The following is a 24,022-nucleotide window of genomic DNA, read 5'->3' as shown; positions in this document are numbered from 1 at the left end:
AATGAGCAGGCGAGCATGCCGGATGCCTGTGCTTTCTCGGATGGCGTCCAATAGGTCTCGATGTCATCGATGGGCGGTTGCAGCTTGCCGCGCGTGCCGCGGAACATGTTGGTGAAGGCCTGCTGCGCCGAGGTGAAGAGACGCTTCGCCTCCTCATCCGTATCGGCGGCGATCACGTTCACGCCGACCATCGCATAGGGCTTGTCGAGCTGCGCGGAGGGCTGGAAGCGTTCACGGTAGACTTGCAGCGCCTGGAACAGGGCGTTCGGCGCGAAATGCGAGGCGAACGCGTAAGGCAGGCCCAGCATGGCTGCGAGCTGCGAGCCGAAGAGGCTGGAGCCGAGAATCCAGAGCGGCACGTTACTGTCCGTTCCCGGCACCGCCTGGATCATCTGCCCCGGCTGCAATGGCCCGAGCAGCGCCTGCAGCTCCAATACATCCTGCGGGAAGGTGTCGGCACTCGTGGGATCGCGGCGCAATGCCAGCATGGTGCGCTGGTCGGTGCCGGGAGCGCGACCCGCGCCAAGGTCGATGCGGCCCGGAAAGAGCGCATCGAGCGTGCCGAACTGCTCGGCAATGACGAGCGGCGAGTGGTTCGGCAGCATGATGCCGCCCGCCCCTACGCGGATCGACTTAGTGCCGCCTGCCACATGCGCGATGGCGACGCTCGTCGCGGCGCTGGCGATACCCACCATGTTGTGGTGCTCAGCGAGCCAGAAGCGGTTGTAACCCAAAGCCTCCGCGTGCTGCGCCAGATCGAGCGAGTTGCGCAGGGCATCGGAGGCGGTAGAGCCCTCGGTGATATGCGCAAGATCGAGAATGGAAAACGGAGGCATAGGTGAACTCTTCAAACGTGGCCGGGACAATGTCGATCTCAGATCATCACTCTGGCCTTCCGATGCAAGGTCCTAAGCCCCTCGGTGGAAGCGCAGCAGCGTTGCAAAAGAAAAACCCGGCGTTTGTAACGCCGGGTTTCCAATGCCTTTACCGAGCCTCGACTTAGCCGCGGGTACGGGCGCGGATCATGTAGCTGTCGAAGGCATATTCGGCCACTTGGAACCAAAGGTATTCCTCGTTTCGGAAGGCGCGGATCGAGTCGATCATCTTCTTGAAATCCGCGTTCTGGGCGGAGATTTCCGCATAGACCTCGTTGGTCGCCTTGTAGGCGGCGTCGAGAATTTCCTGCGAGAACGGACGAAGCTGCGCGCCCGCGCCGACCAGGCTGCGGAGCGCTGCCGGGTTCTTGGCGTCGTACTTCGCCAGCATGTCCACGTTCGCGGCCATGCAACCCGCATTCAGGATCGCCTGATAGTTCTTCGGCAGGGATTCCCACTTCGCCTTGTTGAAGAGGAAGTGAAGCGTCAGGCCGCCTTCCCAGAAGCCGGGATAGTAGTAGAACGGTGCGACTTTCTGGAAGCCGAGCTTCTCGTCATCGTAGGGGCCGATCCACTCGGCGGCGTCGATGGTGCCGCGCTCGAGCGACGGATAGATGTCGCCGCCCGCCACCTGCTGCGGAATGACGCCGAGCTTCGCCATGACCTGACCGGCGATGCCGGCAATGCGCATCTTGAGGCCCTTCAGGTCCTCGACGGTCTTGATCTCCTTGCGGAACCAGCCGCCCATCTGCGTGCCCGTATTGCCGCCCGGCAGAGCATAAAGATTGTGCTTGGCCATGAACTCGTTGACGAGGTCGATGCCGCCGCCGTGGTACTGCCAAGCATTGAGCTGGCGAGCGTTGAGCGTAAACGGCACCGCCGCAGCGGCGGCGAAGGTCGGATCCTTGCCGACGTAGTAATAGGCAGCCGTGTGGGCCATCTCGACCGTGCCGGACGACACCGCATCGGCGGCTTGGAAGGTGCCGACGATTTCACCGGCCGAGAACGGCTGAATCTGGAACTTGCCTTCAGTGGCCTCGGACACGTACTTCGCCAGGAAGTCCGCGCCGCCATAAATCGTATCGAGAGATTTCGGGAAGCCCGAGGTCAGGCGCCAGCGGATTTCGGGATTCGATTGGGCAATGGCCGGCTTGGCAATGGCACCGGCGGCAATGCCGGCGCCGGCCGTGGCGAGAAAATTACGGCGTTTCATGGTTTTCCCTCAGCTCTGGAGTGTGTCGCTGCTTACGCAACGGAGAGGCGCCGGGCAATTCGCCGTAAGAACAATATGCCCGGGTTTCGGATCACGCTTTTACGACCAATACAGTAATAGATAACATTACTATTTTGCGACAACATCTCTCTGTCTGAAAGTAGACACAAGCCATGTCGGAAAGCAGATACATGTATCGCTCTATATTTACATTACTATCTCTTAGTAATGATCGCGCATACCTCCAACGAGATGCGGAACCACTTACTCGTCGCCACAGAGAGAACACATTCCTTAACTGTGATTTACTTGTGTAAGGGGAAGAGCCAAAAAGGCTCTTATAAGCGGATGAACAGAACCAAGATTCTACTCGGAACTGCCGTCGTCATCCTTGCCGCCGTCAGCAGCGGCGCAGAAGCCCGCAAGGTTTATTACGAGATCAACGGCAAGCGATATTCCTACAGCACCAACAACCGCGCCGAGACTGTGCAGGCAAAGAAGCGGATCGCGGCCGCAAAAGCCGCCGATGCAGCCAAAGCGAAAGCCGATGCGGAGAAATCCAAGTACCCTCTGGTGGCCGTCTTTACGTCGATGACGCAGAGAGAGGCCAAAGAAGCCCAGGAGAAGCTGAAGCAGCTTTTGAATGAAAGGGCGGCATCCATAGAGCCCCAGGAAAAATCCACGGATCGCCGGACTGTTGTCAGAGACAAGCAGGAGCAAGACCGGAAGGCCCCTAGGGCACCTGAGCCCATGACGGTGATCGTGCCCCAGCAAACCGCCGCGATTCCTCAGGCAACGCCGCCCGTATCCCCGGCATTGCTTGTTCCCCCGCCTCCTGTCGCCGAACCGATCAGCGCCTCACATCCCACCAAGGTCAGATCCATTTCCTTCGATGTCGAAACGGGCATTAAGACAACGATCATGGTCGACGGCATGATCGAGGAGGAGCCCTTCGACAGCAGCGTGCTGTCGCATCTCGCTCCCGATCAGGGACAGGCGAACAGTCTCGTGGCTTTCGTGAACAAGCTGCGCAAGGCGACGGAGACAACAGGCTCCATCAGGACAGGCGATGCACAGCCTTCGCCCTGAGCTTTGGTGAGAGCGTAGACCCGTAAGAGTCCTGATGGACAAAGTATCGGCCCGGCGGCTATGCCCTGTCCGGCAGGCGCAAGACGCGCCCAAGGAGACCGATATGGTTGTCAGGGACAGCAACGGAGCCCAGCTCAACGAGGGCGATGCCGTGCAGGTCATCAAGGACCTGAAAGTGAAAGGCTCCTCCACGACCCTTAAACGGGGCACCGTGTTCAAGAACATCCATCTGACGGATGACGCGGAGGAGATCGAGTGCCGCTCGGCGCAGATCAAAGGCCTCGTGCTGAAGACCTGCTTCGTGAAGAAGGTTTGACCTTTAGGAGGCCTGTCATCCCGGACGGCAAAGCCGATCCGGGATCGTTGTCCGGATCAAGCGCTATTCTCGTCCTGCGATCCCGGGTTCCGCTCCGCGGCCCCGGGATGACGATGGGCGCATCAATAATGCGGAGGCGGCGGTTCGGGCGCGCGCGGTCCGCCGGCGCTGTCCTCGACACCCTGGACGCGGTCGAGCAGCTCATTGAGCTGACGCTTCAGCGCGTCGATCTTCTTCCATTGGTCGATCACGGCTTGGTTCAGGTCATCGATGACCTGATCCTGATAGGCGACGCGCACCTCCAGGGCCTCCAGGCGGGCATTGACTCCGTCCGTGTCAGTCATCGGCCAGCATGCTCCTGTCCTCCGGACGCTCCATGAGGCCGTGTCCGATCGAGACGCGCTCGTCGAACACGAAGCAGCCGCCATTCCAGCGGCTCTCCTCTTCCGGCACATCCTCCAGATATTGCAGGATGCCGCCCTTCAGGTGATAGACCTCCTCGAAGCCCTGCCCCAGCATGTAGGAGCTGGCCTTCTCGCAGCGGATACCGCCGGTGCAGAACATGGCCACTCGCCTGTGTTTGGAAGGATCGAGCTCCTTCTCCACGAATTCCTTGAACTCGCTGAACTTCTTGATGCGCGGATCGACGGCTCCCTCGAAGGTGCCCATCTCCACCTCGAAGTCGTTGCGGGTATCGAGCAGGATCACGTCCGGGCTCTCGATAAGCGTGTTCCACTCGGTAGCCGAGACATAGGTGCCGACCTGCCTGGTCGGGTCCGTCTGCGGATCGCCCAGGGTGACGATTTCCTTCTTGAGACGCACCTTCATCTTGCCGAAAGGCATCTCGGCGGCGGTCGAGAATTTCAGCTCCAGATTGTCGAGACGGCCATGGAAAAGCGCGCCCTGCCGAAGCTCGGCGATCAGGGCATCGACGCCCTCCGCCGTTCCGGCCACGGTGCCGTTGATGCCTTCTTCAGCAAGCAGAAGCGTGCCCTTGATGCCGAGATCGGAGCAAAGGGTATGAAGCGGGTCGCGGATCTCCCGGAAATCGGGCAGCGACACGAACTGATAGAGAGCGGCAACTTTGTACGTCATGCCCGTTCTCTACCAGCAGGCGACCTTCGGGAAAACCCATGGGAGGAAGGCTCAATGTCGCCCCGAGCGTCCTCTCTGAAGTTAGGATGGTCAGTCGGCATCAGAAAAGCGCGCCCAAAACTCAAGCTGATCTAAGATAACAACTAAATCCTTACCCTTAGTTGAAAGTGAATATGCCACTCCACGAGGGAAGACAGCGATCGGAGATCGCGAGACAAGCTTGCGTCTCTCTAATCCATTTAGACGCTCCGATAGTACTTTCGGCCCGATGCCGGGCAGGAGCGCGGTCAACTCGCCGTTGCGCCTCGGCCCACTTTGTAGGTGCCAGAGGATAAGCGCATTCCACCGATGTCCAAGGAATGAAAGCCACTCCTCAACCGGACAATCAACTGCATGACGTGGTGTAGGCGGATCAAGTTGGATGGTCTTGTCTGCAGTAATGAAGCCCATGATTGCAGTTCTTCCCACTTGGATAGTCCTGACCGGATGTGATTTTCCTACAATCTCATAAGGACGGAGACCAGCTATGAAAGTTACTAAGCCGCAGCAGATGAATGAGGCATTCGCACGTGCCTTTAACAGACGCAGCATAGCCAATCTACTTGCCTTCTATGAGCCTTATGCAACGCACACGGTTGATACGGCTGAAGGTGGTGAGCAAACCTCAATCGGCCTCGCTGACATTGAGAGGGCACTCCAGCAACTCTTGCAAGTTCCTGGAGTTATGACGTCAAATAACAATTTCTGCCTCGAAAGCGGCGACTTGGCCCTGCTGCGGGCTGATTGGAGAATAACCAATCATGACGGGTCACTTGTTGCGTCTGGAAGTTCCGCTGAAATTGCCCGCAGACAATCAGATGGATTTTGGCTCTATGTGATCGACCATGCGACAGGAGCCAGCTTGCCATCCATTGCCTAAGACTGCAGTTGACCCAGCCATATACTTCCTAAAGCCGCGGCCAGGGCCGCTTGTCGGAACACATCCCCTCCCAGGCCCCTGAGAGCCTGAGCACGCCAACATCGTCGAAGCGGCGGCCGATGATTTGCAAGCCGATGGGAAGCCCCGCTTTCGTGAAGCCCGCATTCACCGACGAAGCGGGCTGGTCGGACATGTTGAAGGCGACCGTATAGCCGATATGCTCGAAGGGTTTTTCCGGATCGTGGATCGGGGAAGCCAGCTCCGCTTCGTAAGCCACGTTCGGCGCCACCGGCGAGAGAACGAAGTCGAAGTCATGCGTGGCGGCGACCGCGGCGTGGCGCATCACCATCATCTGGTTCATGCCGGCATAGACCTGAGCACCGGTCAGTGCCTTGCCGCCCTCGGCCCATTTCAGGATGTAGGGCAGCACCTGGGCGCGCTCCTCGTCGCTCAAGGCGCCGATATCCATCCAGGCGCGCTGGCGCCAGAAATCGTCGAGACCGTCGAGCATGTCACGCGTCACGAAGGGCTTCAGCTCTTCGACCACAGCACCCGCATCGGCAAAGGCTTTCGCGGCCCTTTCAACGGCAGCGCGCACTTCCGGGTCCAGCGGCAAGCCGATGCCCGCCTCCATCATGAGACCGATCTTGAGCCCCCTGACCTCGATACCGAGGTCGAGCCAAGGCAGATCCTGATACGGCAGGCTCATGGGATCGCGCGCATCCGGCCGCGTGAGACTCGTCATCATCAGTGCGGCATCGCGCACGGTTCGCGTCATGGGTCCGGCCACACGTCCGTAATAGGTCGGATCGATGGGAATGCGGCCGAAGCTCGGTTTCAAGCCGAACACGCCGCACCAGGATGCGGGCAGGCGAATGGAGCCGCCGATATCCGTGCCGATGTGAAACGGCCCGTAGCCCGCCGCCGCCGCCGCTCCCGCGCCGGCAGAACTTCCGCCGGGGTTCTTCGACAGATCCCACGGATTGCGTGCGAGCGGGTGGAAGCTCGAAAGGCCGGAGGAGAGCATGCCGTAATCCGGCATCGTGGTCTTGGCGAGAATGACGACGCCATCCTCCCGCAGCCGCGCGGCGGAAGGCGCATCCTCTTTCGCAGGCGTCAACGGACGCGCCGCTGTGCCCAGCGGCACGGGCGTGCCTTTGGTGGCGATGTTTTCCTTGATGGTCGCGGGAATTCCGTCGAGGGCTCGCGCCGCTCCTCTCGCCCAACGCTGCTCGGATTCCCTGGCGGCCTTCACCGCCGCTTCCGGATCATAGGCGTAGAGCGCCTGAAGTCTGGGCTCATAAGCCTCGATACGCGCGATTACGGCCTGCACCGCATCGACCGGCGAGACGTCCTTGCGCGCGTAAGCCTCGAGCAGGTCTCCCGCCGACCAATCCGCCAGATCGGCAGGCAACGGAGAAAAGGGTCTTGCGCTCACGTGATGGCCTCGCTGCATAAGGATTCGCTTCACCTCATGCTGCGCCATCCCTCTTCTTACGTAAACCGGGGTAGCTCAGAAGCAGGCTTCGTCGCACAGGCTAATCGCTTCCACGATCCTGGGCAGAAAGAGCTACCACCTCCAGAACACAACTTTATCGAGACAACGGCAAACATATTCTCAGTAGCGGTGTTTTAGAGGAATGCAGACCCAAGAAAGCCTGTTTACAATAGAGGAAGGATCAATTGACCACCTGAGGTTGCGCAAGCATCCTGTCTACGGCTCCGCTCCATCTTGGGACCGGACATCTGTTCAGATCGGTACACCTTGCCATGCAACATGGTTCTAAGGCGATCATTCATCGAAAGAACCGGCTTCTTGCCGCCCTGGAGCCTGAGGATTTCAGAGTTCTCGAACCCTATCTCGAGATCGTGGACCTGCCGAAAGGCAAGATCATCTACGAGATCGGCGAAACCATCCGGCACGCTTACTTCCCTCACAACGCCATCGTTTCCCTGACGACCATCCTGAAGGACGGCGGCTCGGTGGAGATGGCCGTGTTCGGTCGGGAGGCGATGTTTGGACTCGTCAGCGCCCTGGTCACCCGCCAGTCCTACGGCCGCTATGTCATCCGTGTGCCCGGCACAGCATCGCGCATTTCCATTGAGAAGCTGAATGAGGCCGGACTCGAGCGGCCCAACATACGACAGCTTGTGTTGAGCTTCACGGAAGCACTTCTCTCCCAGACATTGCAGACTGTTGCCTGCAATGCCGTGCACAGCGTGGAAGCCCGCTGCTGCCGATGGATTTTGAGCACGAGCGATCGCGTGGATCAGGATGCGCTTCCTCTAACGCATGAGACATTGGCAGAGATGCTGGGGGTTCAGCGCTCCACTGTCAGCAGCGTGACGCGCGCGCTCCAGATCGCGGGCCTGATTCATCAGGGCCGAGGCGCGATCACGATCACGGATCGTGCAGGCCTCGAGGAAATGTCCTGCGAATGTTACCGGAAAATCCGTAAGAGCTTCGAGCGCCTTCTCCCCGCTACCTATGGCCGCGGCGGCAACTAAAGACACCTTCTCGAAATTCACGCTCTCGACAGAAGCCACCGCGCGGACTGCAACCGCGCTTCGCATAAACGCATACAAATCTTTTTGCATGTTTGTCGGGTAGCCAACAGACGGGGTAACCCTACGTCAGTAATGTCGGAGTTGTTAACACGAGTTAATACGGGGCCTCGAATGAACGACACCGAGTTTCGTAATAACAAATCCTCCGGCAACTATCGCCAGATCAGCTTTTACTCCCCCACTATCCAACCTTTACTTCAGTCCTTACTCTCGACCTTGGCCGATCTCGACTTCGAATATGAACAAGAGAGGGATAAGATCAACAAAAGTTCACCTGACCTGAACTTGAGGATCAGAGTTCTTGAAAAGCTGAGAGCACAGCATCACGAGCGGCGCACGCCGTATATCCAGCAGCTGGCCGTTTTACAGGAGCGTATGATTCCGCACAGATAGGCGGTGCATTCTGGATTACGCAAAGACTACGACAATGACAGAGTCATACGCTCGCTAAAAACAGAGCAACTCTTCGGGGCCCATAACATCAATGCATCGGATCGCGGCACGCTGCCGTCCTGACCCGGGCATAAACTCCCACCTCCGCGAGAGAATGAGCCAATGACCGAAGAAGAAATTGAAATCGTCGCAGAAGAGCTGGCGAAAATTGGCGGCGTCTCCTGGTATCCGGGGCGCGAAAAAGGCACCCTGATGAGAGTTGTCACCGACCGCTATCGCGATCGTGCCCGCATCGCCATCGAAGCGCTGGACCGGTATCGGGCGCGCCAGAGAAACGCTGTGGTCCAGGACAATGGCCATCACGACCTTCACATGCAGAATCCGCATCACCCGATGTCCACGGATGCGATCACGCCGGGCAGCACGGTCGTCTATCGACCTCCAGGCGACCGAAGGGCTTACCCTTGCCGGGTTGTCGAGATCGAAGGCAGCCGCGCCTATCTGGCCCCCATTCTGAGGGCCTGTACGGATTGGGTCTCCATCGAACACCTCACGCCGCAGGCGGATGTGCAGTCGTTTACGACGCGGGATAAGAGCTGATCGACAAAAGAGGGCTTCTGGCATGAGGGCTCATTCATGTCAGGGCCATCTCCCAAGACCTTGCCTTACAGCCGTGCGCGGGTGCTGCGCGGGGTCGCCAGCAGCAGGTTGGTCTCCGAGGCGATGACGCCCGGGATCAGGCGCACGCGCCTCAGAATTCCATCGAAATCGGACAGGTTGGCCGCGCCGAGTTCGACGATGAGATCCCACTTCCCGTTCGTGGTGTGAATGTCGCTGACTTCCGGAAAACCGCCCAGGGCGGCCACAACCCTATCGGCGGCGCGCCCCTCCACCTCGATCAGCATGATGCCGCGCACGGGCAGCGACACCGCATCGGCCCTCAGGATCACCGTATAGCCGACGATATCGCCCGAGCGTTCCAGACGCTCCATGCGCGAGCGCACGGTCGCGCGAGATACATCCAGCTCCAGGGCAAGGTCGGAGACGCTGCGCCGCCCGTTATGGCGCAAGAGCGTGATGAGGCGCTGATCCAATTCGTCCATATCTGCCACTTTGGAAAAACATACTTACCAATCTGGTCGATCAACTTTCTCTATTTGTCAAACTAGCCTGTTCATATCGCCAAGTCTCTCCCCTAGCTTGAACCCTGACTTTGGAGAGATCGAATGACGCACAAGCCCTGCATCCTCTTTGGCGCCCCCGTTCAGGATGGCGCAGGCCGGCTCGGCTGCGATATGGGGCCCAGCGCCTTCCGCACCGCCGGCTTGGCGACCGAGCTGAAGAACCTCGGCTATGTTGTGGAGGATCGCGGCAACATCGCGCCCAAGCCGCTGCGTGAGCTGCGCCATGCGAATAGCGTCATCAAAGCCCTGCCGGAGACGGTGGCCTGGACGGAGGCGATTGCCGAGGCCGCCTATAAGGCCAGCGGCGAAGGCATGCCGATCTTCCTCGGCGGCGATCACAGCCTCTCCGCCGGCTCCATGACGGGGCTTGCCCGCCGGGCCGCGGAGGAAGGCCGCGCGTTCTTCGTGCTGTGGCTCGATTCCCATCCGGACTTCCACACGCTTGAGACCACCACGAGCGGCAACCTGCACGGCGTTCCCATGGCCTATGCCACGGGGCGCCAGGGCTTTGACGGCTACTTCCCGAAGCTGCATACGCCGGTGAAGCCGGAGAACGTCTGCATGATGGGCATCCGCAGCGTCGATCCCGCCGAGCGCGCGGCGTTGGCGACGACAGGCGTTACGATCCACGACATGCGCGCCATCGACGAGAATGGCGTGGCTCCCCTGCTCGACGCATTCCTGAAGCGCGTCGCGGAAGCTGACGGCATCCTGCATGTGAGCCTCGACGTGGACTTCCTCGATCCCGGCATTGCGCCCGGCGTCGGCACCACGGTGCCCGGCGGCGCGACGTTCCGCGAGGCGCATCTCATCATGGAGATGCTGCACGACAGCGGCCTCGTGCGCAGCCTCGACCTCGTCGAACTGAACCCCTTCCTGGACGAGCGCGGGCGCACGGCGCTGCTCATGGTCGATCTCGCCTCGAGCCTCATGGGCCGCCGCGTGCTCGACCGTCCCACCCAGAGCTACCGCGACACCCCTAAGACGAGCGTGGCATGATCCCGAAACTCAACATCGTTCCCTTCGTCAGCGTCGATCACATGATGAAGCTCGTTCTCGCTATCGGCGTGGAACGCTTTCTCGTCGAACTGTCGGAATACATCGAATCCGATTTCCGCCGCTGGGAATCCTTCGACAAGACGCCGCGCGTCGCCTCCCACAGCCGCGAAGGCGTGATCGAGCTGATGCCCACCAGTGACGGTGAGGTCTACGGCTTCAAATATGTGAATGGCCATCCGAAGAACACGCGCGAGGGGCGCCAGACCGTTACCGCCTTCGGCGTGCTGGCGGATGTGGGAACGGGCTACCCCGTTCTGCTGACCGAGATGACCATTCTGACCGCGTTGCGCACCGCCGCCACATCGGCGGTGGCCGCGAAATATCTCGCGCCGAAGAATGCGCGCACCATGGCGGTCATCGGCAACGGCGCGCAGGCTGAATTCCAGGCCGTCGCCTTCAAGGCTCTGCTCGGCGTCGACAAACTTCGACTCTACGACATCGACCGCTCGGCAAGCACGAAATGCGTGCGCAACCTTGCAGGCTACGGCTTCGACATCACCGTATGCGGATCCATCGAGGAAGCGATGGTGGGTGCCGAGATCGTCACCACCGTCACCGCCGACAAGCAGAACGCCACCATCCTCACCGACAACATGGTCGGCTCCGGCCTGCACATCAACGCGATCGGCGGCGATTGTCCCGGCAAGACGGAGCTTCACGCCGACATCCTGAAGCGCTCCGACATCTTCGTGGAATACCCGCCGCAGACGCGCATCGAAGGCGAGATCCAGCAGCTCGCGCCCGATTATCCGGTCAAGGAACTCTGGCGCGTGATCGCGGGCCAGGAGACGGGACGCACGAATGAGCGGCAGATCACCCTGTTCGACTCCGTGGGCTTCGCCATCGAGGATTTCTCGGCGCTTCGCTATGTGAAGAAGCAGATCGAACAAACTGGCCTCTACGAGGAGCTGGACCTCCTCGCCGATCCGGACGAGCCACGCGACCTCTTCGGCATGCTGCTGCGTGCGGCCGTCGCAACTCCGACGGCGGCGTAAAGAGAAAAGGCCGGATCATCGATCCGGCCTTTTACATGTCAAAACCGATCCGCCCGATAATGCGAAGGATCGCAGAACGGCGTCTCGCCCGTCATCATCTCGGCGAGCAGACGGCCTGTCACAGGCCCCAATGTCAGGCCGTGATGGGCATGACCGAAATTGAACCACAGGCCCTTGTGGCGCGACGCTTCGCCGATCACCGGGCGCATGTCCGGCAAGCACGGCCTGCGTCCGAGCCAGGGCTTCGGCTCGGCGCGTTCGCCGAGCGGGAACAGGTTGCGGGCCAGCGCCTCGGCCTGTTCGAGCTGCGCGGGATTCTGCGGCGCCTCGAACCCTGCTAACTCTACCCCTGTGGTGAGCCGGATGCCCTTCGCCATCGGCGCGAGCACGTAACCGCCTTCGAAATCGAGCACCGGCAGGCTTAGAGTAGCGTTCCCCTTGGCGGCATAATGCATGTGATAGCCGCGCTTGACGGCAAGCGGAATACGATAGCCGAGCGGCTTGAAGATCTGGTCGGACCATGGACCGAGGGCAACGACAACCTGCCCCGCCGTCATCGCCCCCTCCTCCGTCGCCACGCTCCAATCCTGTCCGCTCTGCGAAAGCGTGCGCGCATCGCCGGAGGCAAAGCGTCCGCCCTGCCTTGTAAAGAGCGCTGCATAGCCCTTGGTGAGCGCTTCCGGGTCGGACACTGTCGTCGGATCGCGCCAATGGATGGCGCCGATGGGCGCATCCAGGAGATGCGGCTCGCGCGCCTTCAGCTCTGCCACATCGAGCACATCGTAGTTCAGGCCGTATCGCTCCACGTCCTTGGCCGCCGCCAGGGCCTTCTTCTTTCCCTCCGGTGTGCTGAAGGTCTCGATCCAGCCGCTGCGGCGCAGGAGATTTGTGATGCCTGCCCTGTCAATCAGCGCATCGTGCTCCGTCACGCAGCGCTCGATGAGCGGCAGCATCGCGTTGGTGGCCTCCAGCAGCCGTTCCGGTGAGGAATGCAGCCAATACTGAAAAAGCCACGTGCTCATCCTCGGCAGATGCGCCAAGCGATAACGCACATCCGGCGAGCGGTTGAGGCCGTAGCGCAGCAGAGCCGAGAGGTGGCGCGGCATCGCATAGGGGATGACGCTTGCGCGCTCGATGAGCCCGGCATTGCCGTAGCTCGTCTCCTCACCAGGAGCGCGCCGGTCGACGAGACACACGGAGCGTCCGCGCGATTGCAGATGCAGCGCGGCGGAGACCCCGACGATCCCTGCGCCGAGCACGATGACGTCATAACGCATGATGGGCGCTTCTCACTCTAGGTGTTGGGCTTGAGGACGGATTTCGTCATGCGGCTCAACCAGCCGGTATGGGCCGGGCGCACCAGATCCCCTGACTTCAGGTGCCGGGTCAAACGCCTTTCGAGCAAGACCCATAGACGCCGGATGCATTCGACGATCAGCAGATAGAGCACCGCCGCCCACAGATAGAGCTCGAAATTGTAGGAGCGGGAGAAAGCGAGCTTCGTCACGCCCATGAGATCGTAGATCGTCACCAGCGACGCGATGGCGCTGGCCTTGACCATGAGGATCAGTTCATTGCCGAGCGGACGCAGCGCGACGATCATGGCTTGAGGCAGAATGACCTTCACGAAGGTGATGGCATCATGCATGCCCAAGGCCGCCGCGGCCTCCCGTTGCCCTCTCGGCACGGCTTGAATGCCGCCACGGAAAATCTCCGCTTGGTAGGCCGCCGTGTTCAGTGTGAAGGCGAGCAGCGCGCAATACCAGGCCTCACGGAAGAACCACCAGAGGCCGAGATCGGTCCAGAAGGGGCGCAGCGAGCCGAGGCCGTAATAGAGCAGGAAGAGCTGCGCGAGCAGCGGCGAGCCGCGGAAGAAGTAGATGTAGGCGCCTGCAAACCACCTTAAGGCGCGGTTGTTCGAGAGGCGCGCGAGGCCCAGACCCAAGCCGAGAATGCCGCCGAGCGTGAAGGAAATCGCCACCAGCTGCGCGGTGACGACGACGCCATCGAGAAAGCGCCAGCCGTAGCGGTCGAGCAGGTCGAGGTCGAGGACGAGGCCAAGGAGATCGCGGAACATCGGCTTACCCCCTCACATGGCCGCGATTGGCGCGGCGTTCCAGGAATGAGAAGACAAGGCCCGAGCCTGCGGAGAGAAGCAGGTAGAGGAAGCAAGCGGTGAGATAGAACACCATCGGCTGCTTCGTGGCGCCGACCGCGAGGTTCGTCTGGCGCATGATGTCGACGAGCGAAATGGTCGAGATCAGCGAGGTGTCCTTCAACAGGGTCAGCCAGTTGTTGGACAATCCCGGCAGGGCCGCGCGCATGAGCTGCGGAAACACGACGAGGCGGAACGAGAGCCACTTGTTGAGCCCCAGCGCGCTCGCCGCTTCGTATTGCCCTTTCGCAATCGTGTTGAGCGCACCCACCCAGACCTCGCTGGAGAAGGCCGCGAGAACGAGGCCGAAGGCGATCACGCCGGCAAGGAAGGCGTTGATCTGGATCGATCCGCCATAGCCCATCGATGCCATGATGCGCTGAATGAGGATCTGCCCGCCGTAATAGACGATGAGAAGGGTGAGCAATTCCGGCAGGCCGCGGAAGATCGTGGTGAATACGGTGGCGACAGCCCGCACACGCGGGCTGCGGGAGCGTGCCATCAGCGCGACGGCAAGGCCGAGACAAATGCCGACGGGGAGCGTGGTGAGCGCAAGGCTCAAAGTGACGAGCGTGCCCGCCGCGAGAGCGCTGCCCCAGCCGCCGTCCGAGAACGAGAGAAGCGAAAAAATATCCTGCAATGGACTGGCCCGCCGCCGTGAGTCTCACCCTGAGAAGATTGCCCCAGGGTGAGAGCAGTGTCAGATATTCTTAGTAGATATCGAACCGGAAGTACTTGTCCTGGATCTTCTTGTAGGTGCCGTCGGCGACGATATCCTTGATCGCCTTGTTGAGCTTTTCCTTCAGATCCTTGTCTTCCTTGCGCACGGCGATGCCAGCTTCCGACATGGTGCCCTCGATGTCGCCGAGAAGCTTGCAGCAATCCTTGCCGTCCTTCTTCAGCCACTCGACCAGCACGAACTTGTCCGCGACGGAAGCATCGAGACGACCGTTCGCGAGATCGGCATTGGCCTCGTCCTGCGTCGGATAGAGCTTCGCGGCCGCGCCGCCCTTGCCATAAGTGTCCTCAGCGTAGATCGCCTGCGTGGTGGATGACTGGGCGCCGACCGTCTTGCCCTTCATGGAAGCAACCGACGTATCCTTGATGGGCGAGTCCTTCGCAACCGCGACGGAAAGCGGCGTGCGGTAATAGCGATCCGTGAAATCGACCTGCTTCTTGCGCTCATCCGTGATTGTCATGGAAGCGACGATGGCGTCGTACTTCTTGGCGAGCAGCGCGGGAATGATGCCGTCCCAATCCTGAGCGACGATGGTGCACTTCACCTGCATCTTCTCGCACAGCGCATTGGTGATATCGATATCGAAACCTTGCAGCTTGTTGTTGGAATCCATGAAGTTGAAGGGCGGATAGGCGCCTTCCGACGCGATCACGATTTCCTTCTTCTCCTGTGCCGACGCCAGGGACGTCAGGCTCAGGATGCAGACGCCTGCAGCGAGAATAGACTTGTACATTCTTGTACCCTCTGTTGTTTCGACCTGTCCGGTCCTCTTCCACGCCTGCCTTTACGGATGCTCCGTATAGCCGACGAATTCGTGATAAAGCGCGGCCGTCGCATTCAGCCGCTCCTCGACCTGCGGGCCGAGTTCATTGAATACCGCGTTCAGTATGAGATGCACCAGGGAGAGCATCGGCGCCGTCGATTCCCAGAACAGGTTGAGATCCGTGGGAATGCGGAACACCTCGCTCGTGCAGCCATCCGCCCAATCGCAATAGGGATCGGTGACCAGGGTCACCGGAACGCCGCGCTCGTGCGCCTTGCTCGCCAAGAGCTTGGCTTGCCGCGAATAGCGGCGGGCCTCGAAGATCACGAGGGCGGATTCCTCCCCCTGCCCTAAGAGCGCCTCCCCGAAATAACCCGAGGCGGAATCGAGCAATTGCACGTTGTCGCGAAGATATTGAAGGTTGTGGACAAAGGAGGCGGCAATGCCCCTCTCCGTCTGGAAACCGGCGACGAGCACCCGCGATGCCGTGGCAAGACGCCGGCTTACCATCCGGAACGCGGGCGACTGCGCATATTCATAGACGCGCACCAGAGCCGAGACTTCCAGCTCGAAGCTCTTGGTCAATTCGCCGAGATCATCCCGGCTGCGTTTCTGAAACGCCTTGAGCCGATCTCCCAGGAGCCAGGGGCTCCCGCCCAGATCCGTCCGCAGGTGATCTTTGAGATCCTTCAGATGCCGGTAGCCGATGGAGCGGCAGAAACGCCCGACCGTCAGTTCGCTGACACCGATCTTCTGAGCAATGGTCGCCGAAGTCTCGAAGGGCAAGTCGCTGAGGTTCGCCAGCATGAAGCTCGCCACCGCCCTGCCGGACGCAGTCGCCACCTCCAGGCTTTCCTCCAGACGCTGCTTCACATGCCGGCTCACGAGCTTCCTCCGCGCAGCGATTAAGACAGCTCTCTGACATAAAAGCAATCACTGCTATTTTTCTGCCATCGCGAATGGCCGAAAGCCGCAGCCCCATGCCGCTAACCTGCTGCGGCAGGACGCCTTAGCCCATGGCGCTGGAACTAGTGATACAAGCATTGAGTAATAGAGTTCCCAGGACAGGCTTTGTGCCGTCTCGGAAAAGCGTCGCCCATCGGCGATGACGACACCCCTGGGAAAGCCGCCCTCTCCTCACCGAGGGGATGACTCAGCTTGGCTGCTGCGCTTTCGCCCTTCGCGAAAAGCACGGAGAGACTGTATTACCCGATTATTTGCACCCTTGCCCAGGACTGTGCTAGGCGGTCCGGGCGACTGAGAGCGAGCAGGAAAATTTTACTATGGACAAGGCAGAATTCGATAGCTTCGCTGACGAATATTATCAGCAGCATAGCGCCAATATTGCCATAACCGGCGAGGCTCCTGAATATTTCGCAGAATACAAGATCAAAGTTCTGGCCAAGCAAGCCTCTAAGCTTGGCATTACTCCCGGCAGCGCTCTCGATTTCGGCAGCGGCATCGGCAACTCGATCCCGCATTTCAGGCATCACATGCCGAGCACGCGCCTTGTCTGTGCGGACGTATCCAGCCGAAGCCTGGAATTGGCCCAGACGCGGTTTGGAGAGGTCTCCCAAACCCTGCTGATCGCAGGCCAGAACATTCCGGCGCCGGACAACCAATTCGATGTCACGTTCTCGGCATGCGTGTTCCACCACATTCCGCATGAAGAGCACGTGCACTGGATGTCGGAACTCCTGCGCGTCACCCGCCCCGGCGGCATGCTCTCGATCTTCGAGCATAATCCTCTCAATCCCCTGACCCTTCGCGCGGTCAACACCTGCCCCTTCGACATCAACGCCCGCCTCATTCGGGCGAGCGTTCTCAAGCAGCGCTTCCTCGATGCCGGGTGGCATGAGCCCAAGGTCGACTACCATGTCTTCTTTCCGCGTCAGCTCGCGTCCTTGAGGACCCTTGAACCGCATTTGGCCCGCATCCCCCTCGGCGGGCAGTACTCTGTCTCGGCAACGAAGCGCTCATAGATGCAGCTCATCCGCTTCATCCTGGTTGGTGTCTTGAACACAGCCGTTGGCTTCTCATTCATCATCGGCGCGATGCAGCTGCTGCATCTCGATTACCGGCTGGCGAATGCCTTGGGCTACGCGGCGGGATGCATCGTCGGCTTTCTTCTCAACCGGACTTGGACATTCCAGTTTTCCGGGGCGTGGTGGAGCAGCGCCGCGCGGTGGTTCGCCGTGGTGGCGGTGTGCTACCTGCTGAATCTGGCCACCGTAATCTTCATCCGGGAAGTCTTTCTCGTGGATACCATTCTCGCGCAAGCGTGCGGCGTGCTGGTTTATACGGCCGCCTCGTTTGTCGGCGGCAAGTTCTTCGCATTCCGCTCTCATCGCCCTATCGCAACAGGTCAAGCGTCATGACCCAGCAGTCCCCCATCCTCAGCATCGTTGTTCCTTGCTACAATGAGGAGGATGTTCTTCCGGAAACGTCCAAACGTCTCGACGAGCTTCTTGCGCGCCTGGTCGAGGGCGGGAAGATCAGCCCTGAGAGCAGCGTGTATTTCGTGGACGATGGTTCGCGCGACCGCACCTGGCAGATCGTTCAGGAACTGAACCGCACCTCACCGCGCTTTGCCGGCGTCAAGCTCTCCCGCAATCGGGGACATCAGGTTGCCTTGATGACGGGGCTTCTCGCCGTTCCGGGCGATCTGGTGGTTTCGATCGATGCGGATCTGCAAGACGATATCGACGCCATCGAGAAGATGGTGGCAAAAGCCGCGGAGGGCGCCGACGTCGTATATGGCGTTCGCAGTTCCCGCACCAGCGACAGCATGATGAAGCGCTGGACCGCTCAATCCTATTATCGCATCCTCCAGAAACTGTCGGTGGAGATCGTCTACGATCACGCCGACTTCCGCCTTCTGACCCGCCGCGCGATCGAGGCCCTGAGGGAATACAAGGAATCGAACCTCTTCCTCAGAGCGCTCATTCCGCTTCTCGGCTTCCAGACCGCCATCGTCACCTATGAGCGGGCTGAGCGCTTCGCGGGCACCTCGAAGTATCCTCTTCGCAAGATGCTGGCGCTCGCCTTCGAGGGCATCACATCCTTCTCTACGAAGCCGCTGAGGATTGTGACGTTCCTAGGCATCGCCACCTCGTTCCTCGCACTCGCACTGACCGCCTGGGCAATGTTTGCTGCGGTCGTTTTCGACTCGACCCTTCCAGGCTGGGCATCGACAGTCATTCCGATCTACCTGATCTCGGGAGTCCAACTGCTCTCTGTCGGGATTGTCGGCGAGTATGTGGGCAAGATCTATCTGGAAACCAAGCGCCGCCCGCGCTCGCATATTGCGACCATGCTCAAGCCGCGAGCGGCCGTTCACTCATCTCAGAATGAGCTGACTGGAAGCCCTCTTTCTGCACCGCGCTGTGCAGAGGCTAAAGCGGACGCGCAACTCTAACGACTTAATCGCTGGCGCTTTACCCATGAGGCGCTCGTCTGGAATCGACAACTTCAATACCGAACAGCATCAAAATGGATCACGTGAGCACCACCTTCGCTACCCATGAGCAACGTGCATCCTCAGTGGGCTTCTCGAGGAATGATGTAATCGCCTTGGCGATTGCGGTGATCTCGGCGTTTCTCTGCCACGCCCTCTTCATGCACTTATATTATTGGCGCTGGTTCCATAGTGACTCTGCCGCAGCCTACATTGTCGCCCAGCAAATCCTGACCGAAGGGCGCATGTTTCCGGCTCATTTCATATTTGGAAATGACCTGTTTCTGCTGCGCCCGCAATTCGCAATCGCGCTGTTCATGAAAGCCGGGTTGAACGGCTACACCGCGTATACTCTTGCGACTTCTCTGATGTTCTCGATCGCGTTCGGGATCGTCGCTTTCTGCCTGATGCTCCTACGCCCTAGAAGTGTGGTGCCCTTGATAGCGGCTGGCCTGCTCTTCATTCCAATCAACATGAATGAGGTGGATTTCATCCTGGGGCAGCAATCGCACCTGATGCAATCCAGCCTGGCATTGACCGCTGCTATCCTGTTTTACCGGTGCAGTCTGGGCTTGGCGGGTCGTATAACAGCATTGATGCTGTTTGTGATCGTCTCGCTGCTTACCGTCGATTCCGTCATGCGAGCCCTCTTGGCGGTTTCAGCGATTGTCGCTGTCAGTTTCATACTCCTCCCGTGGAGCAAGCGCCTCTATATGACGATAGGTGCGTGCATCCTTGCTATCGCGGTTGGACTGGTCATTCGTAATTTAATCATTCTGCAGGTCCAATTCATTGGCGTCGGCAGCATGGTCATCGATCTGAACGCAGGCGCGATCATTCGAAAATGGGCAGCTCTCTGGACAGACATAAAACCTTTTGTCGTCTCGGCTCAGTTCCTGACCTTTCAGGATTTCGGATCAGCGCTCTTCACCATAGCCGATGTGACGATCATAGCTGCATGCGTTGTCTCGGCGATATGGCTTGCCTGGAAGCTCCTCACATCGATTCTGAAGTATCTTACAACCTTCGAAAGGCAGCAGGGCGATGCCTTGCTGCCAGTCGTCCTCATAGGATCGGCAGGGCTGTTGATCACATTGGCCGCGTTGGGTGCTGCAACGCTGACAAGCTTGGGGCCCGTTATACGCCATGCCGTACCTGGGCTTTTCCTGATCAAGTTCGTTGTCGCATGGATGATTGCAGATGCATGCGTAAACAAGCAGACTAAGATCAAGGCTTTTGGATATGTCATGGCTGCAGTGTTTGTGCTCGCCAGCCCTGTCACGTTGGCTCTCGTCAGCAAGGCTCATCGTATGAGCCAGCATACCAACCAACGGGCGCACCTTCACAATACCCTCACAAAGCTCCGTGAGCAGGAGATCATCCGTAACGGTCAGGGGAGGATCTACGGTGATTTCTGGGACGTGTACCGCTATGCCGCACTTTCCGGCACGGCCCTCACCCCAGCCCCAGTCCAAGTAGTCAATGGGCAAGTCGTGAGTTTCGATTTTCTCAGCATCCCTGAGAGATATTGCGCCGTCGATAACCAACCCAGCGTCTTCATCGTGCGTAAGACCGACAGCAAGATGTTGGCTGCCATGAGCCCGTCAGCGTCTAAAGTGGACCTGACACAGGACTTGGTCCTCTTTCAGGAGATGGGCCGTGATCTCAAGGGGTGCGTAAGGCGTTGATGACCTGAGCAGAGGGTATCAGGCCGCAACTGGCCTCATCTTGGGAGGCCTAGCTTCGGATAGGTTTCCCAAGCCTTGAACGCCAGCTCAAATGGCGGCGGCTGTTATCATCTCGAGAATACGCCCCATTATGCCGAAACTGTCCCTCAAGGAGCCTAGGATACAGAGGCTCAGACACGCCTGATCCCACCTACAAAATTTTTCAGAGGTTAGCAGGATAAATGGCGGAGACGGAGGGATTCGAACCCTCGATACCCTTTTGGGGTATGCTCATTTAGCAAACGAGTGCCTTCAGCCTCTCGGCCACGTCTCCGTTCGCGATAAAACAGGGTGTCGAAACCCTGCCTCGCAGGTGGCGCAATAGACGCGAACAGCCGCCCTTCGTCAAGGCCAAAAAGCATCCTTTCGGCAGGCAAAAAGCGCTCGCGAAACCTGGGCCGGCCAGCCTCTTCCGTGCTAGGAGGCCACTCCTTCGAAAACCAAAGGAGGCCCGACGTGGCAGACATCAAGCGGATCGGCGTTGCCGCCCGTTACAGCGATCTCGTGATTCATGGGAACACCGCCTATTTCTCCGGCTATGTGCCTGAGACCAGCGTGGGCCAATCGGTGACCGAGCAGACCCGGGACGTGCTGGCGCAGATCGAGCAATCCCTGACGGAGATCGGCAGCGACAAGTCCAAGCTCCTGCAGGCCACGATCTGGCTGACGGACATGGCTTCCTACGCCGAAATGAACGCCGTCTGGGATGCCTGGGTGGTGCCGGGCCACACGCCCGCACGGGCCACCGTGGAGGCCAGGCTCGCCGACCCCGATTATGCGCTGGAAATCCAGGTCACGGCCGCCGTCTGAAGCGGCTCCCTGCGAAGGCGTTCAGGCCCGCTCGGCCTTGTTCGCCTTCGCGAACGCGTTGCGGCGCTTCTTCTCGTAGTGCTTCGCCAGGCGAAGATGGCGCCAGATGGCGTAGTTCATGGCGATCAGGAAGCCATAGGTGCCCCGCAGGAAGTGCAGGCGCCCGAAATAGGCTTTGATGAAGGCTGCGGGAAACTCGAAATAGACCCGCCAGGTGGGAATGGAGACCCCCCTCACCTCGAGATCGTGAGCGAGCTGATCCGTATAGAGGTTCAGCTTGGCGATCTGATCGCCGAGCGAGCGGATCGAGCGGTGGTGGATAAGGCCTTTGAGCTTCCCGACCTTTGCATCCGGCTTCAGGTCCACCCGGTCATGGACGAGAGAGGACGAATAGCGGCCCGCATCCTTACGATAGAGGCGCACGGGCGCGATGCGATAGGCCAGAGGATGAGGCGCGGCCTCACCGGGATAGGTTTCCGCGATGCGGATGCCGTAGGCCTGGCGCGGAGGCTCCCCGTTGGCGAAGAGAGCCCTGATCTCCTCGCGCAGGGCCGGCGAAAGCTCCTCGTCCGCATCGATGTTCAAGAGCCACTCATGGCGGCACTGATCCTCGCCGAAACGCTTCTGCGGGCCGTAACCCGGCCACGGATTGAAGATCACCCGGGCACCGAGTTCTTCAGCGACAGCCTGCGTGCCGTCGGTCGAGCCGGAATCGATCACGACCAGATCGTCGGTCAAATCGCGAACGGCGCGGATCGTCGCGCCGATCCGGTCGGCCTCGTTCTTGGCAATGATGAAAACGGACAATGGAGCCATGGCAACGGGTGCCTAGCGGCCCTCTTCAAGGAACGCAAGAGGCGCCAAGCCTTCAGCGGAATTACACCCTTTGCGTGTGGCTTTTAGGCCGCCTGCATCAGGCCCTCCGCCTGCATCGCCTTGCGGACCATGGGACGGCTCGAGACCTCCTGCATGAAGGCCCGGACAGCGGGATAATCCGACAGGTCGACCCGGTGGAAGCGGGCCCAGCTCAGAACGGTGAAGCAATAGGCGTCCGCCACCGTGAAGTGCTCGCCCATGAGGTATGAACGGCCATCGAGGCACCGGTCGAGATAGGAAAGCCGACGTTGAAGATACTGGACGGCTAGGCGCCGGGCGGTGTCGGGCATGAGGCCGTCCCATAAGGGATCGAAGCCCTTGTGCAGCTCTGTACCGATGAAGCCGACCCATTCCTGCACCCGGTAGCGCTCCAGAGTGCCCAGCTCGGGCAGAAGCCTGCGATCGGGCACACGGTCCGCCAGGTATTCGAGAACCACGGACACCTCCGTCAGCACCTCTCCGGTCCGCAAGGCCAGCGCCGGTACATTGCCCTTGGGATTGATCGTGCCGAAGCGATGCCCCGAAGCTGTGGTCTGCGTGTTCAGGTCGACCCTGTCGAACTCGATGTCCAGGCCTGCTTCGTGGATGACGATGTGGGGCGCAAGCGAAGAAGCACCAGGGCTGTAATAGAGCTTCATGATTTAAATCCCTTGTTCCCGCGCCCCCACGGGACCTCAAATTTACGCAACGTCATAATAATGCTTTTTGCCGGGTCCATTTCAAGATCCTCGGCCAATATTTGTCATGTTATCTCATTTTAAGGCGGGATCGTGGCCGGATGAGAGAAGTTCATTCTCCAGCATGCCTCTGCGCTCCGAAGCCGCAGCTTTCGGGTGGCTTCGCACGCGCAGCTCCGCGAGAAGCGGGAAGTGGTCTGACGCCACCCGAGTGAGAGCGTTTCTGACCGGCGCGGCATTCACCACCTCCACCGACTTCGAGACGAAGACATGGTCGAGGCGCAGCACAGGCGCGCGGGTGTGAAAAGTCGGCTGCGGCTGGCCGTGCGAGTTGGAGAGTTGCGCATCCCGCAGGTGGTTGGAGATCATGCGGTAGGAGCGCGAATAGGGCGGTGCGTTGAAATCGCCGAGCAGGATCGCGGGGTCCGCGCATTCCGGATGGCCCATCCACTCGCCTCCCACCAGCGCGGAAGCCTGGGTCCGGCGCTCGCCGGAGCGCAGGGAAAGATGGGCGTTGATGACATTGACCTTTTGCCCATCGATCTCCGTGCAAACCCACAGGGCGCTGCGTTTCTCGAAGGAGGGCTTCGTCGATTGCGTCGGCAGGCGGCCGCATTTCACCATGGAGGCAGGATGCTTGGTGAGAATGGCGATGCCGTATTGCTCGCCCAGGATTTTGATCGTGGGCTGGAAATAGAGATCCATGCCGAGCCTGTCGGCCACGTTCGCTGCCTGATCGATCTCCCCTGGTCGGGTGCGGCCGACGCGCACTTCCTGGAGCGCGACGATATCGGCCTCGCAGGCGGCGATGACCTCCGCGATCCGCGTCGGCGAAATCTTCCTGTCGGTGCCCAGCCAGCGGTGAACGTTGTAGGTGAGGATCCGGAAGGGTCGCCCCTGTTTGTCGCTTTGGTTCAAAGGTCAGTACCGGCTCGAACGAGGAAGAATGGACATGCCAGAGGCCTGCCGTGACGTCTCATTGGGCGACCTATGGCGCAAACGTGTCGGATCAATGGCTCACCCTCAGCTCGGGTTCCGGCATGAGGCACATGCATAACCCGCTTGACCTTCCCATGATTGGAAGGATTACACCCTGATCCCATATGATGAAT

Annotated in this window: 27 protein-coding genes, 1 tRNA gene and 1 pseudogene; 13 read left to right on the top strand and 16 right to left on the bottom strand. The window is 59.9% G+C overall.

Features of this window, described 5'->3' with window-relative positions; genetic code table 11:
• Together MHY87_RS07265 and MHY87_RS07260 are read right to left on the bottom strand one after the other, a co-directional pair.
• Nucleotides 1-836, bottom strand: an 836-nt coding sequence (locus MHY87_RS07265; protein WP_239350685.1) for an LLM class flavin-dependent oxidoreductase, incomplete at its 3' end; no start/stop codon positions are given.
• A 163-nt stretch (nt 837-999) separates the two neighbouring features.
• Nucleotides 1,000-2,088: a TRAP transporter substrate-binding protein gene (locus MHY87_RS07260; protein WP_239350684.1), complete on the bottom strand. Its 1,089-nt coding sequence runs from the start codon at nt 2,086-2,088 to the stop codon at nt 1,000-1,002.
• Nucleotides 2,089-2,316: 228 nt separating this feature from the next.
• Between MHY87_RS07260 and MHY87_RS07255 the strand changes: the two genes are divergently transcribed.
• Nucleotides 2,317-3,177, top strand: a complete 861-nt coding sequence (locus MHY87_RS07255) for a hypothetical protein (RefSeq protein WP_239350683.1) — start codon at nt 2,317-2,319, stop codon at nt 3,175-3,177.
• 103 nt (nt 3,178-3,280) lie between these two features.
• Nucleotides 3,281-3,493 carry an alkylphosphonate utilization protein gene (locus MHY87_RS07250; protein ID WP_239350682.1) on the top strand — a complete coding sequence of 71 codons (213 nt, stop codon included), beginning with the start codon at nt 3,281-3,283 and terminating at the stop codon, nt 3,491-3,493.
• A 122-nt stretch (nt 3,494-3,615) separates the two neighbouring features.
• Here MHY87_RS07250 and MHY87_RS07245 read toward each other — a convergent pair whose 3' ends face one another.
• The 3 genes from MHY87_RS07245 to MHY87_RS07235 form a co-directional block, all read right to left on the bottom strand.
• Entirely contained in the window at nt 3,616-3,837 is a 222-nt protein-coding gene (locus MHY87_RS07245; protein ID WP_239350680.1) for a SlyX family protein, read from the bottom strand.
• Nucleotides 3,830-4,588: a rhodanese-related sulfurtransferase gene (locus MHY87_RS07240; protein ID WP_239350678.1), complete on the bottom strand. Its 759-nt coding sequence runs from the start codon at nt 4,586-4,588 to the stop codon at nt 3,830-3,832. The genes MHY87_RS07245 and MHY87_RS07240 overlap by 8 nt, the downstream gene beginning before the upstream one ends.
• 90 nt (nt 4,589-4,678) lie before the next feature.
• Nucleotides 4,679-5,038: a helix-turn-helix domain-containing protein gene (locus MHY87_RS07235; protein WP_239350677.1), complete on the bottom strand. Its 360-nt coding sequence runs from the start codon at nt 5,036-5,038 to the stop codon at nt 4,679-4,681.
• Between the two features lie 76 nt (nt 5,039-5,114).
• On the opposite strand from MHY87_RS07235, the gene MHY87_RS07230 reads away from it, so the two are divergent.
• Complete coding sequence (locus MHY87_RS07230) at nt 5,115-5,507, top strand: nuclear transport factor 2 family protein (RefSeq protein WP_239350676.1); 393 nt, start codon at nt 5,115-5,117, stop codon at nt 5,505-5,507.
• Nucleotides 5,508-5,535: 28 nt separating this feature from the next.
• Here MHY87_RS07230 and MHY87_RS07225 read toward each other — a convergent pair whose 3' ends face one another.
• Entirely contained in the window at nt 5,536-6,945 is a 1,410-nt protein-coding gene (locus MHY87_RS07225) for an amidase (protein WP_370644860.1), read from the bottom strand.
• 332 nt (nt 6,946-7,277) lie between these two features.
• Here MHY87_RS07225 and MHY87_RS07220 point away from each other — a divergent pair, with 332 nt between their 5' ends.
• The 3 genes from MHY87_RS07220 (at nt 7,278) to MHY87_RS07210 (ending at nt 9,068) form a co-directional block, all read left to right on the top strand.
• Complete coding sequence (locus tag MHY87_RS07220) at nt 7,278-8,015, top strand: Crp/Fnr family transcriptional regulator (protein ID WP_239350675.1); 738 nt, start codon at nt 7,278-7,280, stop codon at nt 8,013-8,015.
• A gap of 171 nt (nt 8,016-8,186) precedes the next feature.
• Complete coding sequence (locus MHY87_RS07215) at nt 8,187-8,468, top strand: hypothetical protein (RefSeq protein WP_239350674.1); 282 nt, start codon at nt 8,187-8,189, stop codon at nt 8,466-8,468.
• Between the two features lie 162 nt (nt 8,469-8,630).
• Nucleotides 8,631-9,068, top strand: a complete 438-nt coding sequence (locus MHY87_RS07210; RefSeq protein WP_239350673.1) for a hypothetical protein — start codon at nt 8,631-8,633, stop codon at nt 9,066-9,068.
• Between the two features lie 65 nt (nt 9,069-9,133).
• Here MHY87_RS07210 and MHY87_RS07205 read toward each other — a convergent pair whose 3' ends face one another.
• Nucleotides 9,134-9,571 carry an Lrp/AsnC family transcriptional regulator gene (locus MHY87_RS07205; protein WP_239350672.1) on the bottom strand — a complete coding sequence of 146 codons (438 nt, stop codon included), beginning with the start codon at nt 9,569-9,571 and terminating at the stop codon, nt 9,134-9,136.
• A gap of 123 nt (nt 9,572-9,694) precedes the next feature.
• Here MHY87_RS07205 and rocF point away from each other — a divergent pair, with 123 nt between their 5' ends.
• On the top strand, nt 9,695-10,651 hold the full coding sequence (gene rocF / locus MHY87_RS07200) for an arginase (protein WP_239350671.1): 957 nt from the start codon (nt 9,695-9,697) through the stop codon (nt 10,649-10,651).
• Nucleotides 10,648-11,706, top strand: coding sequence for an ornithine cyclodeaminase (locus tag MHY87_RS07195; RefSeq protein WP_239350670.1), 1,059 nt, complete (start codon nt 10,648-10,650; stop codon nt 11,704-11,706). Before rocF ends, MHY87_RS07195 begins: the two co-directional genes overlap by 4 nt.
• Nucleotides 11,707-11,744: 38 nt before the next feature.
• Here the strand turns inward: MHY87_RS07195 and MHY87_RS07190 are convergent, their stop codons facing one another.
• The 5 genes and pseudogenes from MHY87_RS07190 to MHY87_RS07170 all read right to left on the bottom strand — a co-directional run bounded on the left by MHY87_RS07190 (nt 11,745) and on the right by MHY87_RS07170 (nt 16,248).
• Nucleotides 11,745-12,983: an FAD-binding oxidoreductase gene (locus MHY87_RS07190; RefSeq protein WP_239350669.1), complete on the bottom strand. Its 1,239-nt coding sequence runs from the start codon at nt 12,981-12,983 to the stop codon at nt 11,745-11,747.
• Between the two features lie 95 nt (nt 12,984-13,078).
• Nucleotides 13,079-13,783: pseudogene (locus MHY87_RS07185) on the bottom strand (ABC transporter permease); the annotation flags it as partial.
• 4 nt (nt 13,784-13,787) lie between these two features.
• On the bottom strand, nt 13,788-14,501 hold the full coding sequence (locus MHY87_RS07180) for an ABC transporter permease (RefSeq protein ID WP_239350668.1): 714 nt from the start codon (nt 14,499-14,501) through the stop codon (nt 13,788-13,790).
• A gap of 70 nt (nt 14,502-14,571) precedes the next feature.
• Nucleotides 14,572-15,333 (bottom strand): ABC transporter substrate-binding protein, encoded by a 762-nt coding sequence (locus MHY87_RS07175; RefSeq protein ID WP_239350667.1) that lies wholly within the window; start codon nt 15,331-15,333, stop codon nt 14,572-14,574.
• A 51-nt stretch (nt 15,334-15,384) separates the two neighbouring features.
• Nucleotides 15,385-16,248, bottom strand: a complete 864-nt coding sequence (locus tag MHY87_RS07170) for a MurR/RpiR family transcriptional regulator (protein WP_239350666.1) — start codon at nt 16,246-16,248, stop codon at nt 15,385-15,387.
• Nucleotides 16,249-16,646: 398 nt separating this feature from the next.
• Here MHY87_RS07170 and MHY87_RS07165 point away from each other — a divergent pair, with 398 nt between their 5' ends.
• The 4 genes from MHY87_RS07165 to MHY87_RS07150 all read left to right on the top strand — a co-directional run bounded on the left by MHY87_RS07165 (nt 16,647) and on the right by MHY87_RS07150 (nt 20,508).
• A complete protein-coding gene (locus tag MHY87_RS07165) occupies nt 16,647-17,345 on the top strand; it encodes a class I SAM-dependent methyltransferase (RefSeq protein ID WP_239350665.1) in 699 nt (232 codons plus the stop codon).
• The gene (locus tag MHY87_RS07160) at nt 17,346-17,741 is read left to right on the top strand and encodes a GtrA family protein (protein ID WP_239350664.1); all 396 of its coding nucleotides are present in this window, start codon (nt 17,346-17,348) and stop codon (nt 17,739-17,741) included. It begins immediately after the preceding gene.
• On the top strand, nt 17,738-18,781 hold the full coding sequence (locus tag MHY87_RS07155) for a glycosyltransferase family 2 protein (RefSeq protein ID WP_239350663.1): 1,044 nt from the start codon (nt 17,738-17,740) through the stop codon (nt 18,779-18,781). The genes MHY87_RS07160 and MHY87_RS07155 overlap by 4 nt, the downstream gene beginning before the upstream one ends.
• Nucleotides 18,782-18,864: 83 nt before the next feature.
• Entirely contained in the window at nt 18,865-20,508 is a 1,644-nt protein-coding gene (locus tag MHY87_RS07150) for a hypothetical protein (protein ID WP_239350662.1), read from the top strand.
• A 222-nt stretch (nt 20,509-20,730) separates the two neighbouring features.
• Here MHY87_RS07150 and MHY87_RS07145 read toward each other — a convergent pair.
• Nucleotides 20,731-20,821 (bottom strand) — tRNA-Ser (locus MHY87_RS07145).
• A 182-nt stretch (nt 20,822-21,003) separates the two neighbouring features.
• Between MHY87_RS07145 and MHY87_RS07140 the strand changes: the two genes are divergently transcribed.
• Nucleotides 21,004-21,357, top strand: coding sequence for a RidA family protein (locus tag MHY87_RS07140; RefSeq protein WP_370644859.1), 354 nt, complete (start codon nt 21,004-21,006; stop codon nt 21,355-21,357).
• A gap of 21 nt (nt 21,358-21,378) precedes the next feature.
• Here MHY87_RS07140 and MHY87_RS07135 read toward each other — a convergent pair whose 3' ends face one another.
• The 3 genes from MHY87_RS07135 to MHY87_RS07125 form a co-directional block, all read right to left on the bottom strand.
• Nucleotides 21,379-22,173 carry a glycosyltransferase family 2 protein gene (locus tag MHY87_RS07135; RefSeq protein WP_239350661.1) on the bottom strand — a complete coding sequence of 265 codons (795 nt, stop codon included), beginning with the start codon at nt 22,171-22,173 and terminating at the stop codon, nt 21,379-21,381.
• An 83-nt stretch (nt 22,174-22,256) separates the two neighbouring features.
• A complete protein-coding gene (gstA, locus tag MHY87_RS07130) occupies nt 22,257-22,871 on the bottom strand; it encodes a glutathione transferase GstA (RefSeq protein WP_239350660.1) in 615 nt (204 codons plus the stop codon).
• A 114-nt stretch (nt 22,872-22,985) separates the two neighbouring features.
• Nucleotides 22,986-23,828: an endonuclease/exonuclease/phosphatase family protein gene (locus MHY87_RS07125; RefSeq protein ID WP_239350659.1), complete on the bottom strand. Its 843-nt coding sequence runs from the start codon at nt 23,826-23,828 to the stop codon at nt 22,986-22,988.
• Between the last annotated feature and the right edge of the window lie 194 nt (nt 23,829-24,022).

The sequence above is a fragment of the Microvirga sp. ACRRW genome (assembly GCF_022346925.1).
GTDB lineage: Bacteria > Pseudomonadota > Alphaproteobacteria > Rhizobiales > Beijerinckiaceae > Microvirga.
The sequence above is the reverse complement of the archived record's forward strand: the minus strand, read 5'-3'. Positions and strand labels throughout refer to the sequence as shown.